We start from the raw sequence: 18,216 nt of genomic DNA on the forward strand, positions 1-18,216 counted from the left end.
GGCACCCTCAAAAGTGTAAAAGAGACAAGACTAATTTAGTAGACTAATATGATTTATCTCATGCTCTCGTTTTATCTGGGTTCGTCATTTATTAGATAATTTTGACCCAGTTAAAAAAATCATAAACTTTATTCTCATGAATAAGAATACCTTTAATTCTTACCTATGCACCATTACGACGGCAGCTTCTGCACAGCAAAATTGTTGTGGAATGTCTGTCCTTTCACAGCACAACTGCATTTCTCAAGACATGTGCTTTGATATGATGTGCATGATGATGATGTGCTAAATTTTTAAGAGATACATTCATTACTGTAGGAATTAAAGCCAAAGAGTTCAAGGCTTCTTTCATCCGGGTACCTCTCCTGTAATTTTACTATTCGTTTTATAACCTCCCTGAAAAAGGAGGCGGAAAGTCACATTTTTTACCGGGAGATCAGCAGTAATACACAATTCAGTTTTAAACCTAGATTAATATAATGAAAAAGAAACAATGCAAGCTTGGTGTATTGGCCTTACTCCTGTTCGCGGAATATGGTTTTGCACAGAGCAAAGACAGTCTTTCCAAAGAAACTTCCATCAAAGAAGTGGTGGTGGTAGCTTTCGGGAAGCAGAAAAAAGAAGAAATTACAGGTTCTGTACAGTCGCTGAAGGCTAAAGATCTTTCAAATCTTCAAAACGGAAATATTCTTCAGGGAATTGGAGGAAAAGTAGCGGGAGTGCAGGTGATTTCCTCAGGACAGCCAGGCTCCCAGCCGACCATCAGAATGAGAGGAATAGGCTCTATCAACGCCTCCAGCGACCCGTTAATTGTATTGGATGGTATTCCGTACAGTGGAAACCTGAACAGTATTGCCGCATCGGATATTGAAAGTATATCTTTTCTGGAAGACGCTTCTTCGAATGCTTTGTATGGTTCCAGAGGAGCCAATGGTGTTATTATTGTGAACACCAAAAGAGGAAAAAGTAAAGGAGTGAGCGTTGAAGCTGATGTAAAAACAGGGGTTAACTTCAGGTCTATTGAGGATTATTCTGTATTTACTTCGCCTCAGGATTATTACACCGCTTATTATAACAGAGCGAGAATTGGTGAAATTGCAAGACTGAAACAACCGGGAGCGGTTCCTTCAGGTCCTTCTCCTCATGATGTGGGACTTGCTGCGCTTACCAAGCTGGGATATAATGTATATAACGTTCCTTTTAATCAACTGATTTCAAAGGACGGTTCTTTCAATCCCGACGCAAAGCTGCTCTACCAGGACGATTGGAAGAAACTGCTTTTCAGACCTGCTTTGCGAAGAGAAGCCACGGTTGGGATCAACGCTAACGGGGATCAGATAAAATCTTACACTTCCCTTAACTATCTTGATGACAAGGGGTATTTAATTTCTTCAGGTTTTGAAAGATTCGGAATCAGGTCTAATGTAGACTACTCTATCACTTCCAAACTGAAGCTGACCAGTGCTTTATCTTATACTTACAGTAAGCAGGATTTCGGGGAGACCGGAGGTTTTTCCAACCCTTTCCAGTTTGCCAGAAATATTGCTCCTTTCTATCCTGTTTTCCTGAGAGATAACAATTACCAGAGGCTTTATGATAGTTATGGAAATGCACTGTATGACTACGGAGATGGCCAGGGGCCTAACGGTGCCACAAGATCTTATGCGGTGTTTGAAAATCCTGTAGGAAACCTTCAGAAAGATAAATCACAGACTGTCAGTAACATTACCAACCTGAACCTGGGTTTAAATTATGAAATCATCAAAGGACTTGATTTCACTTATAATTTCGGAGCTTATCTCGAAAATACCAGAAACCTGCAGTTCGGAAATACAGAAGGAGGAACTTCATCTTCTGTGGGAGGAACAATTTCTCAAGGTTCTAATTTTAAATATACCCTGAACCATCAGCAATTGCTTACTTACCAGAAAAAGCTGGGAAATCACAGCTTCAATCTCCTTGCAGGACATGAGCTGAATAAGATCAAAGATGATGGATTCTCAGGATCAAAACAGCAGCTTTTACTACCCGACTCTCAGTCATTTGACAATGCCGTAAAAATTACCGACTTATCCGGAAGCGGTTATGAATATGCCGTAGAAGGGTATTTCACAAGGTTATTGTATAATTATGACGGGAAATATTTCTTCAATGCCAATATCCGTAGAGACGGTTCCTCTGTATTTTCTCCGGAAAGCAGATGGGGAAATTTCTATGGATTAGGACTTGCATGGAATATCGCAAAAGAAAATTTTCTTAAAGGCAATCGTATTATCAATGCTTTAAAATTAAAAGCTTCTTATGGGCAGCAGGGAAATGACAACATTCTTTTAGGCGGTTCCAGCAGAGATTATTATGCTTATCAGGATATCTACGGAATCAACAACTTCGGGGACGACAAACCTGTTCTGTCGCTTAAAAAACAAGGAAACAAGGATTTAAAATGGGAAACCTCCAAAAACCTGAATGCCGGTTTTGAAATTTCAATTTTGAAAAACCGAATCAACCTGAATGCTGATTATTTTGAAAGGAAAGTTTCGGATATGATCTACGCTCTTCCTCTTCCTCCATCCAATGCGGGTTCATATGTGAAATACGGAAATATCGGAGATATGACCAACAGAGGAGTTCAGGCTAATGTAAGTGTCGATATTCTTCGCGGTGATGAATTTCAATGGAGTTTTTATGCCAATGCTACTCATTACAAAAACAAGATTACCAGATTACCGGCTGAGCAGAGAAATACAGGGCTTGTTTCTGGCTTATTTATTCTGACAGAAGGCGGTGACCGCTATACCTATTTCCTGAAAGAATTTGCAGGAGTAAATCCTGAGAATGGCGATGCTTTATGGTATCGTACAACCATCAATCCAACCACTCATCAGGAAGAAAGAACGGTGACCAGTAATTATAAGGAAGCCACCGACTATAACACCGGAAAGTCTGCTATTCCAAAGGTATATGGAGGATTCGGAACAGATTTCAGCTTTAAAAGATTTAATCTGGCAGTGAATTTTGCTTACCAGTTCGGAGGCTATGGATATGATGATATTTACAGAAGCTTATTCCATTCTGACAGCTATGGTTCCAACTATTCAACAGATCTGGATAAAACCTGGACTCCCGAAAACCCAACGGCTGCCTTACCAAGAGTAGATCTTACCGCTACAAACCAGAACGGAAATTCAACGCTTTATCTGATCAAGTCGGATTATATCAGTCTTCAGGATGTAACCCTCTCCTATCAGCTTCCTGATGGTTTCGCACAGCAGGCAGGCTTATCAGGGCTGAAAATTTATGTAACAGGAAACAATTTGTATCTATGGTCTAAGAGAAAAGGATATGATCCAAGAGCTTCACTGACAGGAGTTTCAGATGCTTACCGCTATTCTCTTTTATCCAGTGTCTCTTTAGGCTTTAAACTTAATTTTTAAAAGAACAGGAATGAACACAATACAATACTTTATAACAGCTGCAGCTATAAGTTTTTTGGCTACCAGCTGTGCTAATGACCTCAATACGCTGCCGGAAGGAGATATTTCCGGTGAACAGTTGAACAATGATGCCAACAGTCCGGAAAAAATCCTGGGTGGCATCTATCTTGATCTTAGAAGCAATGGTGCGGGCGGTACTACCGTTCACTCGGATTTCGGAATCATGGGAATCAAAGCGGGTTCCGATCTGATGTCCAATGATGTCATTCAGTCTACCAACCAGCATCTGGGAATGTTTTACAATTATGAAGCCACCAATGCCAGTAATATTGCTTCTGAAATTGTATGGACCACTTTTTATGCAAGAATATTTGTGATCAACAAATTACTTGATGGACTGGATAAGAATGCCAATGCAAAAAACAGAGCGATTGCAGGGCAGCTTCTTGCTTTAAGAGCTTATTCCTACTTTTATCTGGTTCGTTTTTATGCCCATGATTATAACGGACATCAGTCTGAACCGGGACTTCCCATGGTGCTTACTGCAGCTAATCCAAGCCAGGGGCTTCCCAGATCAACGGTTGCTGAGGTCTATTCACAAATCAAAAAAGATATTGAAGAATCTATTACGCTTCTGGATACGTATGCCCGACCTTCCAGAGCCCAGATTGACCAAAGAACTGCTAAAGCTATTGCATCCGAAGTATTTCTTGAAACACGGGATTATATCAAGGCTGCCCAATATGCTCAGGAAAGCAAACAGGGAATTGCCCTTATGACCGAAGAAGATTATACCAACACCGGTTTTTCCAACATCAATAATCCTGAGGTAATATGGGGTTTTCATAATACGATCTCCACAATGAGCATCGGAAATTATTATGCTTCTTTCTTCTCCATGTTTGATAATACGAATGAAGGGTATGCCGGAGCCGCACAGATCCGTAAGCTGATTGACAAGCGTCTTTATGATGCCATTCCGGCAACGGATTACCGTAAGAAAGTGTTCAATGGAAGTCAGAATGCAGCCTATACTTTTAACGGGAAAACGAAAAATTATCCGCCTTACGTAAGCTGGAAGTTTAAAGATCCTACGCTTTTTGAAGGAGATTATATTTACATCAGAGCTTCCTCACTGTATTATATCCAGGCAGAGGCTCTGGCCAGACAGGGAAGAGAAACAGAAGCCAGACAGGTATTATTTGACATTACCTCAAAAAGAGATCAGGCCTACACATTATCTACGAAATCAGGCAGCGAGCTGATTAATGAAATTGTCCTGCAAAAGAGAATAGAACTTTGGGGTGAAGGCTACGCCTGGTTTGATATGAAAAGATTAAACACCCCTTTAGAAAGGGTATACACAGGAACGAATCATACTTTTGGAAGATTCAACCTGACTCCTGATAAATTCAGATTCCAGATTCCTAATAAAGAGATTAATAATAACCCACAAATCAAGCAGAATGAGTAGATAAACCAAAAACAATTTTACATTCAAATATATTCAGTAACGAGGCGCCATTTACTTGTAAGTGGTGCCTTTTTTATTGACTAAGGTAAGGTGCTGATATTTTTTGACTTTCACTTGCTAAAAATCTTTGATCTTCTTTCACCTTAAAATTATTTATGGAATTAAAAAAACTTTGCGTTTTTCGTTTTCAAAAACACACAAATAAGAAAGGTATAATTGGAAAACGCAAAGACGCAAAATCCTATTAAAAAGGCTGCTATAAGGCGCAAGGATTTTATCTGCGATAAAATTGAATACTGTTTATTTCCAAGTCTCTTGCTGATTCTTTATTTTATAACAATATCCGACTTGTAATGATCTTTTACCAGTTCTCCATTTTTATACAATCTCTGGTTAATCACCTTTCCTTTTTCATTAAAATAAAGCCACAATGCATTTTTTCTTCCTAAAGAATCCAGGCGTCCCATTTCTTTCGGCATTTTATTGTTATGAAGAATCTGAACAGGATACAATCCTTTCAGATCTTTCAGGGAATCCATTTTTGCAGGGATCAGTTCTGAATCATTCCCTATTTTGAAAATATATTTTTTTCCTTTATCACTATTCAAAATCAGTTCATCACCTGATATCTTATATTTACCTTCTGAAAAAGGAGCTGTTACCATGTGATCATAGCTTACAAATTCTGTTTTTAAAAATTCAAAATTTCCATCTTTTATAAAAAGTGAATAGCTTCCATTTCCCGATTCCAATTCAACATATTTAGGATATTCTTTATCCTTTTTACAGGAAATAATAGTGAAAAAAATGATAGAAAGGCTAATAGTTTTAATTTTCATGGAAACTAAATTATTAAAATATTCTGATTAAAATAACAGTATATCTATATTCGTGTTATTTCAGATTCCTGCCCTACCTTTTTTCAAATTCTCTGAGTTTGTGCTTCATCAGCTTGATTTCTTCGGATTGGGTTTTAAGAATATTCTTCTGCAGGGTAATCAGCTGCGGATCGGTAAGATGTGCCTTTTGAGACATTAAAATAGCTGCTGCATGATGAGGAATCATACTTTTGACAAACTGTCTGTCATCAACATTCATCTGTTCTCTGATTCCGAACCAGGAAAAAATACCTGATGTTACGGCAATGATTACTATAGTCCAATTTATTGCTTTGTTGGTATACATCTTTCGCATCACCCACAGTTCAATGAGAAGCATCGCTGAAGTCATCAACAATGCCATATATAGATTATTAATATTCGAAATAAGATTCTTCAGGCTGTCTATCATCGCATACATAATGATATACATCGCACAAAACATCACCACAGCCATCAATACAAATTGTCCGTACATAGTAGAGGAAGAACGTTTTGAATGCTTTTCAACTTCCATGGAAGAAGATGCTCCATGCTTATGCTCTCTATTTTCCATAAAAAAGAAATTTAATTGATTATTGGGTATCATCAGCATTTTTGAGTATTACTACTCATATAAATTCAAACCAAATTTAAAAATACAGACTTTTATCTTACTGATTTATGTTTTCACTCATATTAATTGACAAAAATATTTACTTGTACAATCTGAGGAAAAAGATATATTTGGAAGCTCAAATCTTTAAAACAACCATTTACAAAAGATTCAATAAGAATTTTCTTATATCTCAATTTTTAGCAAAAAAATAAGTAATGACCAAAACACAATTATTTTTCACAGGTATATTTTCTACGTTGTTATCTGTTGCCGCAGCAGCTCAGAAACAAGACGCTTACACTCATAAAATCGACAGTATTATAACGTCTCCCAGCCCGATAGCTTTCAATGGCGTCGTTTTGGTGGCTCAGAAAGGAAAAGTACACTATCTGAAATCCAATGGCTACAAAGATTTTGATAAGAAAATTCTTTTGAAAACAGGAGATCAGTTTGAAATCATGTCCAATTCTAAGCAGGTTACCGCAGTATTGGTTTTACAGGCTGCCGAACAGGGAAAACTGAATCTTCATACTCCTATCAGAAAATACCTTCCTTCTCTTACCCAAACCTGGGCCGACACAGTTACCGTACACCATCTTCTGAACCATACCCACGGGATTAGCAATCTTGAGAAACCTGCAGCTTTCAAAGCCGGTACCCAGTTCAAATATGGCAACCTTTCTTATATCATGCTGGGGGAAATCCTTAAAAATACAACAGGAAAAAGCTTTACTGAACTTGCCGGTTCTCTTTTTAAAAGGTTGAAAATGGATCAGACTTTTGTTTACAATACAAAGAATAATCAATCTCTGGTTGCAGGTTATATGAATGAAAACAATCAGTTTGTAAAAGTAAATGAGTCCTTTCTGAATGATGATATTGCTCCTGCTGCAGGCGTCATTTCTACGGTGCAGGATCTTGCAAAATGGGATCAGGCTTTATTTAAAGGGAAACTTCTCTCTCCTGCATTTCAAAAGCTTATGCTGACACCTTCTACCACTTCCCAGCATAATGTGTTCGGAAAAGAAAGTATGGGATTCGGGTATAATATAAGATTTATCAAAGAGGCAGGACTGGATTATTTTGCAGTCACGGGTCTTGGTGATGGTTTCACCTGCCTTAACACTTATTTTCCTTCCACTGATACTACCCTCATTATTCTTGAGAATCAGATGCCTGAAAACAGCGAATACTGGAGTTTCAAAGAGGCTGCAATAAAGAATGTGATTCTTACAGCTATAGCTTCTCATTGATATTTTTTATTGATTATTCACAAAACCTCATTTTTAACATTTATTTTTAATAAATTTTTAATTTCATAACACCTGAGTAAATTTCACTCTGTTTCTCAACACCTTACACCAGATTTGAATTATAAACCTGGCATATACAAAAATAACAGCACTGTCACAAAAGAGATTAAAACCATATGAATCACAACTCTTTACATAAACAATGGAGCCCATAACATCAGCAGATGATCTCTTATAAGTATTAAAAAAAAATGTTACTTTTGCTTTAACGAATTAAAATTGCTTTTTAGCTTTTTTATGAGTAAATTTATGTGCACCAAGTTATAAAACATTAAAATTCATTCCATGAGAAAAATAATTCTACTTATTACATGTATGTTCGGTATTTCAGTTTTCTCACAGATCAAAGTGTTGAAAAATGAAAGTTTGGTGGAAATTGGTAAAGATAATTCCGTTGGTCTCTATAAAAAGGAAGATAAATTTACAGTTAACTACCAGGATCTGAACACCAGCAACCTGAATACAATCCGGTCTTTTTCATTCCAGAACCTTAATGGAGATGTTGCCGGGCTCTATAAACTGATTATGGATGGTTTTATTTCCACTCCAGAAGAAAATGTTATATTGGAACTGCCTAATGATATCATAGAGCTTCATTATGAAAAGAACTACGGGCAGCAGACCATGCAGTTTATTCAGGTGATCAACAAGAACCGGAAATACATTGGAAAATCACAGTTTTTAACCCAAAAACAGGTGGAGAAAATTTTTGGAAGAACGAACGGAAAGTATGCCATGTATGACAAACCTTCCAGCATAAACCCTTCGGCAGTAAAAGGAGCCACCAATACTGCTTCTACAGCAGCTCCGGCATCTGGCGGAGCCAAGAAAAAATCAAGAAAATAATTATATTTTATAAATATTGCGAAACTCATTCTATCGGATGAGTTTTTTTATTTTATTTTTGCAGAAAGACATTACAATTTATGCCGCTTCAGATAATCAATTTAACCAAAAAATTTGGTGAACAGACTGCTCTTGACAACATCAACATTTCTATTGATAAAAATGAAATCATCGGTCTTCTTGGTCCGAACGGTGCCGGAAAATCTACGCTGATGAAATCTATTGTCGGTGCGCTGAAAATTGATCAGGGTGAAATTATTTTCAATGGGATGAATATCTCAGACCATGAGATTGAAAGCAAAAAGAAAATCGGTTTTCTTCCAGAGAATAATCCGCTTTATCTGGAGATGTATGTGAAAGAATATCTTCAGTTTGTGGCCAATATCCACAAAATTTCCGAATCCAGAGTAGATGAAGTGATTGAACTCGTAGGAATTACTCCGGAAAAATCAAAAAAAATCGGACAGTTGTCTAAGGGATACAAGCAACGTGTAGGATTGGCACAAGCTATTATTCATCAGCCGGATCTGCTGATTCTGGATGAACCTACCAATGGTCTGGATCCCAATCAGATTATTGAAATCCGTAATGTGGTGAAACAGATCGGACAGCAAAAGACTGTTTTACTATCTACCCACATCATGCAGGAAGTGGAAGCACTGTGTTCAAGAGTTATTCTTATCCATAAAGGAAATATTCTTCAGGACTGCCCTATTGATGAATTCAAAGGTAAATTTGAAAGCCTGGAAGATGCTTTTGCAAGTTATACCGCATAAAGAATATGAAATCGCCCGAAAGTTTTTCGGGCGATTTTTTAGTTTTTAATGATATATCCTACAGGTGCTGTAAATTTTAAAATCTCATACTTTTTATAGTGGACCCAGAATTTATTCTTGTTATTAAAATCCTGATTCATGTAAAGCGTATCTTTTTGAGGCATAAGCACAATATAAATATCTTTATCAACAACTCTCATTTTCTCGCTTACAAGATGAATATCCGACAATTCTCTTTTTGAAAAAAATGAATTTTTCTGTTCTATTTTTGAAGTTTTTATATTTTCTACAAGTTCATTTTTAACCAAATGATTGCGTACTGTGATCATTAAAAAAAATAAAATCAAACTAAGAAGCATACCCAAAAAGGCCCAGGAACTTTTTTTCACAATTTCACAATAGATTTCAATAATAGAGAAAACAAAAAAACTAATAATCAGTAGTGCTATAATGAGCTGAACGATATAAATCATTTTAAAAATTCAAAATTTGAGTTAAGTTTAAGTTATTTGTCAATTAAGTTAAGAGTTGTTATCTGTCTTTTCTTCAGTAGTAAAAACAGTCTCCCCATTTTTCTTCTGAACCTGTTCCAACAGCTGAAGTCCCAAAAGTCCACTGATTCCTCCATTCGCAGAATCTCCGCTTCCTCCGATTAATACTTCAGGCATTATTCTTACATTCTGGCTGGCTATGTTTTCCATGATTTTTAATTGGGTAAAATTGTTGCCACCCATTGCTTCCACAGACAGTTTGTAAGATTCTGCATTAGATTTACCGATAGCCAGAATTTTTTCTGCTTCTGCATTACCCGTTAATGAAATCTGTTCTGCGCTTGCTTTTGCCAGCAGTTCTATTTTTTCTGCTTCAGCTTTTGCCAGCAGTCTTGTCTTCTCAGCTTCCCCGGTTGCCAGCAGCCTCAATCGGTCTCCTTCTGCATTCGCTTGTAGTCTTACGGAATTCGCATCTCCGGTTGCTTTTTTCACTGATGCATCCGCTATTCTTTCTGCAATCACAACGCCCTGATCTGCTTTTACAATTTCTTTCTGCATATCCGCAACAGCCGTTTCTTTTTCCAGCGCCTGACGGGTTTCCTGTGCCAGCATTTCAGTTTCGTAAGTAATTTTCTGTTCTTCAGCCAGTTTTCTGTCTGTTAACGTCTTCATTAAACTTTCCGGTGGAACAATAGCTCCTATCAAAGTATCGACAGCGTTGACATTATACTGTTCCAAAACACTGCTGATGTGGTCCTTTGCAGACTGTTGTCTTTCTTTGCGGGTCCCTAAAAATGCAATCACATCACTGTCCTGTGCCGAGTTTCTGAAATAATTTCCAATGGTTGGCTCTAAAACCTGACTGACAAGATTAATCATATTTCCAAAACGCGCAATTACTTTAGGGGCTTCATAGGTAGGAATATGAATGATCTGGGATACATCAAGATTGAAAGGGAAGCCATCTTTACTTCTTACAGTAATTGTTGAAAGATTTTTATCCAACTGGTGAGATTCACTTCTTTCATAGGCCCAGTTCAATACCAAGTTGGTGGTAGGAACAAGTTCAACCTTCATAATATAAGGATTAATAGGATATTTTCCGGGGCCAATAGGTTCTGCCCAAACCCCTTTATGACCTTTTTCAACAATATTTCCATGTTTAAAATCGACTCCACTCAAATCTTTACCTTCTTCTCCTACATAGCTGATGATTACGCCCACATGGCCGATCGGAATCTCCGTCATTTTTACCATTTCAACTTTTGTAAACCAAGGATTCAGAAAATAGGAACCTGCCAGGATTACCTGTTCCTGAAGCCCTTTATATCCTCCGTTATTTAAAAAAGTATCAACATCCTGGAACTTATTATGATCATTGATAATTTTACCCGCAATCTGGCCTTCTTCCAAAGGACTTCCTTCCATTGTTGTGATAATTCCCACCGCATTGTCGGGAATTTGAGTCATATCCGTTAATTCTATTTCAAATAATAACGTATTGATTCTGTAAGATCCTGGTGCAATAATCGCAGTCTGACGGCCTTTTCTTCCTCCATTTTTTAAAAAGGCTTCAGCATCCTGAAAAGAATCACATTCTACTTTTCTGGCTAAAATCCTTCCTGTTTCCAGTTCTATACCATCTTTTGCAAGCAATAAACCTATTTTACCTGTCGGAATCACTGTAAATGGTTGAAAATCGATAGAATACTGCCATATCCATTTTCCAAAATATACTCCCGGAGCCAATGTCTGAGCCTGAAAACCTGCTTCTCCGTTGGTGGCAATAATTCTACCTTCCGGAAGTTCCTGTTTTCCTACCAACACAAATTTTTTGGTCACCAAACCGATTTTGTCCTGAGGAACAATGATCAATCCAAAGAAAATTCTTAAAATGAATTTGTAAAAAAGTACGCACAAAAGCGCCATTACGGCCGGAATCATCCAGCCATGAAAATTTAATTCCATAGTTTGTTTTTGTTTTTTAGTTAAATTTTAAAACAGGGATTGCGCTCTGATTCTTCAGAATACGAAAAAACAGAGTACGAATTATGTGATAATTCTTTCGAAAAAATTAAGAAATTACAGGAGGAGATGTATTAAAAATCGTGAAGATGATTTCTGATACTTTTAATAGAAAAAACTTAAAGTTAATTAGTTTCATTTTGATAATAAAGGAACGAGATCCTTTGATGGTACAAATGTACATAAGAAAAGTATTCAGTTGTTTCAGAATTTGATACTATTTCGCAAATAAAACAGTAATCAACTGAAAATCAATATCATTATTTTAAAGAATTCGTATATAAAAGTCTAAGAACTTCTTTTTCAGAACGATAAGCCCTCTCTTTAATGAAAAATGGCTCTATATTTGATAGAGTCTGAAATGTTAACCAATAACCACTCAATATGATAAAGCATATTTTATTAGGGACTTTCTGTTTAGCTCAGTTTTCTTTTGTCCAGGCTAAAGAAGTTCCCGCTCCGAAAACAGACGGTTTTATAACTTCTTCTGCCCTTCAGCAGGTACCGAAGACTGTTATTATTAAAACCAAAAAGTTCAAGATCAGAATCGACAAACAACCGAATGGAAAATACCTTTACCAGTCCTGGAATGCCAATGCAAAGATCACCGCTAAGCCAAGTATGATCATCAGCGATGGTGAACTGATTCCTGACGGTACAGGAGGAAATTATTATATCGAATTCAGCAATGAAGGACACAGCTATCAGATCTGGAGAAATTACCTTACAGATTCTCCCAAAAAAGCACCTTACACCCTGGTTGTAAATGATGCTAATGATCGTGAAATTGTTCGCCAGGATGGCTATGTAGTGAAGAATTAAAGATGGAAGTGAGAAGCTGGAAGTTGTTATCGTCATTCTATAACTTCTCTTTAAGAACTCAAAACCGTTGTCCGCTTTTATAAAAAAGAATCCTGTATGATTGATACAGGATTTTTTTATGTTCCGGATTGTCTTAATTCCGTAAAAAAAGTGCTTTCTTCATAGCTATCTTTTGCTGCTTTGTAACCGATATTGAAAATCTCTTCCAATCTGTCTTTTCGCCGTTCAAAAGTCCCGTAAGATGACAGTTTCTGGGAAGAAATGAACCAGTCACAGTAATCAAATTTTACTTTTTCTATCCTGTAGGAAAGAAGATCGTAAGAGCGGGAAACGATTGCTTTAATAGAGTTCAGATCTTTGATCTTTGCTTCGTTGGGCGGCGATACAAATACACCGATCAGCTTATTGCAATCGTCTCTGATGATATCTGCCGGAAAGTTATTCAATACTCCTCCGTCACAATACATTTCATCTCCAATGATGTAAGGAGTTGTGATTCCCGGAATGGAGCAAGAGGCAATAATGGCATCAACAATTTCAAAATCTTTATCAAAAATTTTCTGGGTACCTGCAACCAACTCTGTAGCTACGATTTTCACTTCAATATCAAGATCACCTAATTTCATTTCGTGGAAAATAGGTTTCAGGTAGTTTCTGAAGATCACTGAAGAAACCAGTCCCGGCTGATTGAACGTAAAGTGTTTCCAATTGAAAAAATAGACAGAATTGAAGAATTCCAGGATTTCTTCCGGAGTTTTTCCGACAGCATGAAGACATCCTACAATAGATCCTGCGCTGCAGCAGGAAAGAATATCTATCTCAATACCTTTTTCCTGTAAGAATTTTAATACTCCTGCATGAGCGATTCCTTTGGTACCGCCTCCTGATAAAACAAGTCCTACTCTCTCAAAATTCATTGAATAAATGTAAGAAAACAGTCTGAAATAATTAAGTTAATTTTTATAAATATGCTAATTTTAAAATTATTTTAAGAAAAATCACTGTAATCACATTAAAATCCAATCAAACAGCTTTAAATCCTTAAGTGGCCTGACCTTTACAATCTGCTATTAAAGCCCATATTTTTCAAAATTAATGTAAAAATGATCATGCAGATATTAAAATATATCCTATAGTTTTTTACTTTTATCAAATCAATTTTTAATAAATGGTCCTTTTAAAACCCATCGTTTAAAGTGAACAATAATAATGACTTAAAAGACCTTGCCAAATTATTTCTGAAGCTGGGAATCATTGGATTTGGAGGCCCGGCAGCCCATATTGCAATGATGCAAAAAGAAGTGGTAGCTGAAAAAAAGTGGCTGACAGATCAGGAATTTCTGGATCTTATTGGAGCTACCAATCTTATTCCCGGTCCTAACAGTACTGAAATGGCAATCCATATAGGACGTGAAAGAGCAGGCTGGAAAGGACTTATAGTTGCCGGGCTTTGTTTTATATTTCCTGCGGTTATTATTACCGGTATTTTTGCATGGCTATACAAAGAATATGGCCGGCTTCCCGAAGTATCTCCTTTTATTTATGGAATAAAGCCTGCCATTATAGCGATTATAATAGGTGCTGTATTCCCACTGGCAAAAAAATCAGTAAAAACTTTCCCATTAGCGGCTGTGGGAGGAATTGTTCTCGTATGCTCTTTTTTAAAAATCAATGAGATAGTATTAATGTTCGGAGCCGGACTTTTAATATTGATAATAGAGTATCAAAGAAATAAAAAACTGAACAATTTTATTTTTATTAGTCCACTTCAGTTTTTACTATCCGATGCTTCTTCTCTGCTTAATTTAAAATTATTCTGGATCTTTCTGAAAATCGGAGCCATATTATACGGCAGTGGATATGTTTTATTCGCCTTTCTGGATACAGAGCTTGTTTCAAGAGGGATTATTACCCGTCAGGAACTTATAGATGCTATCGCCGTAGGCCAGTTTACTCCGGGGCCTGTGTTTTCTTCGGTGACATTTATCGGATATCAGATCAATGGACTTTCGGGGGCTTTGGTATCTACTTTAGCCATATTCCTTCCTTCTTTTATATTTGTTGCTTTGTCCGGTCCTTTCATAAATAAAATGAGAAATTCTGCAATATTTTCTTCTTTTCTTAACGGTGTAAATGTGGCTTCTGTAGCTCTCATTCTGTCTGTATGCATCACTATGGGAATTGACAGCATTACCGACTGGAAAACAACTCTTATCGCCTGTATAAGTATAGCTGTTGTATTCGGATTTAAAAAACTAAACAGTGCTTTTGTTGTCATTGGAGGAGCATTACTGGGTTATTTATTATATTTTCTAACGTGAATATGGTATAAACAGTAAACATTTTCCATAAAAAGACCACCTCAATACATGCGCAGGGATAATTATAATTACTAAAAAACCGGAAAAACTATTGTTTCTCCGGTCTCCTTATTATTTAATTGATGTCAATCGATGACAGCCAATACTATATTAAATGTGAATTACCTCACCATAAGCAGCAGCAGCAGCTTCCATAATCGCTTCAGAAACTGTTGGATGCGGGTGGATAGACTTGATGATCTCGTGACCTGTAGTCTCTAGTTTTCTGGCTACAACAGCTTCAGCAACCATATCTGTTACTCCATCACCGATCATATGGCATCCTAACCACTCTCCGTATTTAGCATCGAAAATCACTTTGATAAATCCGTCTGTGTTTCCGTTGGCAGTAGCTTTACCACTTGCAGAAAGAGGGAATTTACCAACTTTGATTTCGTATCCTTTTTCTTTAGCCTGCTTTTCAGTAAGACCTACAGAAGCTACTTCAGGGTGGCAGTAAGTACATCCAGGGATATTACCATAGTCGATTTTCTCAACATGCATTCCTTTGATTTTTTCCACACAAGTAATTCCTTCTGCAGAAGCTACGTGAGCCAATGCCTGAGTTGGGATAATATCTCCGATCGCATAGTAACCAGGTACTGAAGTTTCATACCACTCGTTTACCAATACTCTTCCTTTATCTGTCTGGATTCCTACTTCTTCTAATCCGATGTTCTCGATATTAGCAGCAATACCTACAGCAGATAATAAGATATCAGCTTCAAGGGTGATGTTTCCGTTAGCTGTTTTCACAGTAGCTTTTACACCTTCACCACTTGTATCAACACTTTCTACAGAAGCGTTTGTCATGATTTCGATTCCTGTCTTCTTCAGAGATTTCTCCAAGTGTTTAGAGATTTCTTCATCCTCTACCGGTACGATGTTTGGCATAAATTCAACAATGGTTACTTTAGTTCCCATTGTGTTATAGAAATCAGCAAATTCTACCCCGATAGCTCCGGAACCTACAACGATCATAGATTTCGGCTGCTCAGGAAGAGATAATGCCTGTCTGTATCCGATTACTTTTTTACCATCCTGTGGTAAGTTTGGTAATTCTCTTGAACGGGCTCCTGTAGCGATAATGATATGAGTTCCTGTATATTCAGTTACTTTACCTTCTTTATCTGTAACAGAAACTTTTTTACCTTTCTGTACTTTTGCAGTACCAAGAATTACGTCAATCTTATTCTTTTTCATCAAGAATTCGATTCCTTTGCTCATTTTGCTGGCAACACCACGGCTTCTCTGAATTACATTCGGGAATTCAAAGCTTGCCTCCACTTTATTCAAACCATAATCTTCAGCATGGTTGATATAATGAAAAACCTGAGCAGATTTCAATAAAGCTTTAGTTGGAATACATCCCCAGTTAAGGCAGATTCCTCCTAAATTTTCTTTCTCGATAATTGCGGTTTTGAAACCTAATTGCGCTGCTCTGATCGCAGTAACATATCCACCAGGACCACTTCCAATGACAATAATATCGTAATTCATTACTTTAAAAATTTTTATGCGAATTTAAGGAAAAATATTGGATGTTTTATGTTTCTTCAAACTGATCTTAAAATGCGCCAATAAAGCTGTTTTCATTCAATTTTCAACAAAGAAAGAGAATACACGATGCATTCTCTTTCAATAAACTTTCCTTACGTTGAATATTTTTCAAAACTTTACGGATAAAAAACTGGTTTTACCATTTTAACAACTGCAAAAATACTGTATTATCTTGCCTGTCTAAGCAATCGTTTTTCAGCTGCATATCTTTCATTTAAAGCTTTCATCTGATCTCTCTTCATCTTTTTGGTCGCAAGCGGGTGATTAAGGATCAGTTTTTTTTCAGTATTGTATTTTTTGGTAAGCTCTTGCATTTTAATATTGACCAACTCATTTTTTGAAGGATGTGGAGGTACTGGCGGATGTTTCTGTGCAGCAACATTCATGGATAAACCTAATAACAATACTGTTGAAATTAATAACTTTTTCATAATGTTCATATTTTTGAATGTTTTCAATTAAACCAATATCATTTAATGAAATTCATTCCGGTTCATGATAAATCTTACATATATCATACCAAGATTTTTTAAAGAAAGCATAGTATGTATCTCCAGGAGATAATTCCGCTTAAAATAATGTACATTGAGAAATGCCGAACATTTATTGATATTAAAATCTTAATGGTTTATTTAAAAAACATTTAAAATATTCATTATCAAATAATTTTCATATGTTTTTTTATATTTTTGTGTTAATTAAATTATGCAATATGAGAAAATACATTTCGATCCTTTTATTGGCTGCTATTCCCTTAACTGCACAAGTAGGCATTAATACAACAACACCTAACAGTACACTTGCTGTAAACGGTTCTTTAAGGGCTGGCTATACTCAGATTACTGCTACAACGTATAATATTCTGGCTACTGATCATTATATTACCTATAACGGAACTGCAGATGCCACCTTTACCCTTCCTGTGATCGGAACCGGGACAACCAGTTTTACAGGAAGAATTTATAAGATTAAGAACATTTCTCCCAATGCTATTACATTACAGGCTTCCAGTGGAAATACTTTAAGAATAGACAATACTCCTGTTGCTTCTTTTGTAATCCCTACTGGAGCATATGCCGAAGTAGTAAACAACAGTAATACTTCCGGAGGAACATGGGATTTATCTTTTACAGTTCTTCCAAAACCAAGCAATGTAGAAATTTATGGTACACAGCTTTTCATTCCTCCTCATGCCCTTGGAACAGCAGCCCTTGCTGACTGGACCAATCATGCTAATGCAGGCTATGATTCAGGTGCTGCAACAGACAGGTGGTGGATTGTGAGCAAAACATCTGTGGACAGAGCCCAGACTGCTTCCTACTCCAATGCCAGCAGAATGACCCTCGTGTATGAATATCAGGGTACTCCTTTCAATGTTACCAATATGTATCCTATTCTTACCGCAGGAAACAACTCAAGTTTCCCGGATGTGTTTACAGCATCTTTTGTAAGTCTGGCCAATAACGGTACTGGCGGTAAAACCAGGCTTACCGTATCTGTTGCCCGTGTAGACTTTATCGGTACGAATGGTGTAACAACCAATAACAGTAACTGGGCAGGAACATTCTTACTGAACGTTTTACTGGCCAGAAAATACTAGACAATCTCAATAATAGATACAAAAAAGAGCAGAAATTTC

15 protein-coding genes are annotated in these 18,216 nt (G+C 36.9%); 8 read left to right on the top strand and 7 right to left on the bottom strand.

The features are described from left to right. Positions 1 to 479: 479 nt before the first annotated feature. Together LIV57_RS05540 and LIV57_RS05545 are read left to right on the top strand one after the other, a co-directional pair. Positions 480 to 3,434 carry a SusC/RagA family TonB-linked outer membrane protein gene (locus tag LIV57_RS05540; RefSeq protein ID WP_227941784.1) on the top strand — a complete coding sequence of 985 codons (2,955 nt, stop codon included), beginning with the start codon at positions 480 to 482 and terminating at the stop codon, positions 3,432 to 3,434. 10 nt (positions 3,435 to 3,444) lie between these two features. Continuing rightward, positions 3,445 to 4,908, top strand: coding sequence for a RagB/SusD family nutrient uptake outer membrane protein (locus LIV57_RS05545; RefSeq protein WP_227941785.1), 1,464 nt, complete (start codon positions 3,445 to 3,447; stop codon positions 4,906 to 4,908). 326 nt (positions 4,909 to 5,234) lie between these two features. On the opposite strand, the gene LIV57_RS05550 is transcribed toward LIV57_RS05545, so the two are convergent. Next, positions 5,235 to 5,747 carry a hypothetical protein gene (locus LIV57_RS05550; RefSeq protein WP_227941786.1) on the bottom strand — a complete coding sequence of 171 codons (513 nt, stop codon included), beginning with the start codon at positions 5,745 to 5,747 and terminating at the stop codon, positions 5,235 to 5,237. A gap of 73 nt (positions 5,748 to 5,820) precedes the next feature. After that, entirely contained in the window at positions 5,821 to 6,342 is a 522-nt protein-coding gene (locus tag LIV57_RS05555; protein ID WP_227941787.1) for a DUF305 domain-containing protein, read from the bottom strand. Between the two features lie 257 nt (positions 6,343 to 6,599). Between LIV57_RS05555 and LIV57_RS05560 the strand changes: the two genes are divergently transcribed. The 3 genes from LIV57_RS05560 (at position 6,600) to LIV57_RS05570 (ending at position 9,319) form a co-directional block, all read left to right on the top strand. Continuing rightward, a complete protein-coding gene (locus LIV57_RS05560) occupies positions 6,600 to 7,637 on the top strand; it encodes a serine hydrolase domain-containing protein (RefSeq protein WP_227941788.1) in 1,038 nt (345 codons plus the stop codon). A 345-nt stretch (positions 7,638 to 7,982) separates the two neighbouring features. Then, positions 7,983 to 8,543 (top strand): hypothetical protein, encoded by a 561-nt coding sequence (locus LIV57_RS05565; protein WP_227941789.1) that lies wholly within the window; start codon positions 7,983 to 7,985, stop codon positions 8,541 to 8,543. Between the two features lie 80 nt (positions 8,544 to 8,623). Continuing rightward, positions 8,624 to 9,319 carry an ABC transporter ATP-binding protein gene (locus LIV57_RS05570; protein WP_227941790.1) on the top strand — a complete coding sequence of 232 codons (696 nt, stop codon included), beginning with the start codon at positions 8,624 to 8,626 and terminating at the stop codon, positions 9,317 to 9,319. Positions 9,320 to 9,357: 38 nt separating this feature from the next. Here LIV57_RS05570 and LIV57_RS05575 read toward each other — a convergent pair whose 3' ends face one another. Then, positions 9,358 to 9,648, bottom strand: a complete 291-nt coding sequence (locus LIV57_RS05575; RefSeq protein ID WP_227941791.1) for a hypothetical protein — start codon at positions 9,646 to 9,648, stop codon at positions 9,358 to 9,360. A gap of 192 nt (positions 9,649 to 9,840) precedes the next feature. Next, entirely contained in the window at positions 9,841 to 11,778 is a 1,938-nt protein-coding gene (locus tag LIV57_RS05580; RefSeq protein ID WP_227941792.1) for an SPFH domain-containing protein, read from the bottom strand. Between the two features lie 441 nt (positions 11,779 to 12,219). Here LIV57_RS05580 and LIV57_RS05585 point away from each other — a divergent pair, with 441 nt between their 5' ends. Continuing rightward, a complete protein-coding gene (locus LIV57_RS05585; protein ID WP_110010462.1) occupies positions 12,220 to 12,657 on the top strand; it encodes a hypothetical protein in 438 nt (145 codons plus the stop codon). Between the two features lie 116 nt (positions 12,658 to 12,773). Here LIV57_RS05585 and LIV57_RS05590 read toward each other — a convergent pair whose 3' ends face one another. After that, positions 12,774 to 13,574, bottom strand: coding sequence for a patatin-like phospholipase family protein (locus tag LIV57_RS05590; protein ID WP_227941793.1), 801 nt, complete (start codon positions 13,572 to 13,574; stop codon positions 12,774 to 12,776). A gap of 279 nt (positions 13,575 to 13,853) precedes the next feature. Between LIV57_RS05590 and chrA the strand changes: the two genes are divergently transcribed. Then, positions 13,854 to 14,978, top strand: a complete 1,125-nt coding sequence (gene chrA, locus LIV57_RS05595; RefSeq protein WP_227941794.1) for a chromate efflux transporter — start codon at positions 13,854 to 13,856, stop codon at positions 14,976 to 14,978. A gap of 150 nt (positions 14,979 to 15,128) precedes the next feature. Here chrA and lpdA read toward each other — a convergent pair whose 3' ends face one another. Together lpdA and LIV57_RS05605 are read right to left on the bottom strand one after the other, a co-directional pair. Beyond that, on the bottom strand, positions 15,129 to 16,517 hold the full coding sequence (lpdA, locus tag LIV57_RS05600) for a dihydrolipoyl dehydrogenase (RefSeq protein WP_202839283.1): 1,389 nt from the start codon (positions 16,515 to 16,517) through the stop codon (positions 15,129 to 15,131). 227 nt (positions 16,518 to 16,744) lie between these two features. Continuing rightward, entirely contained in the window at positions 16,745 to 17,008 is a 264-nt protein-coding gene (locus tag LIV57_RS05605) for a hypothetical protein (RefSeq protein WP_227941795.1), read from the bottom strand. Positions 17,009 to 17,289: 281 nt separating this feature from the next. On the opposite strand from LIV57_RS05605, the gene LIV57_RS05610 reads away from it, so the two are divergent. Further along, entirely contained in the window at positions 17,290 to 18,177 is an 888-nt protein-coding gene (locus LIV57_RS05610; RefSeq protein ID WP_202839281.1) for a hypothetical protein, read from the top strand. Positions 18,178 to 18,216 lie beyond the last annotated feature (39 nt).

Origin of the sequence: Chryseobacterium sp. X308 (assembly GCF_020733145.1) — a bacterium.
Taxonomy (GTDB): Bacteria; Bacteroidota; Bacteroidia; order Flavobacteriales; family Weeksellaceae; genus Chryseobacterium; species Chryseobacterium cupriresistens.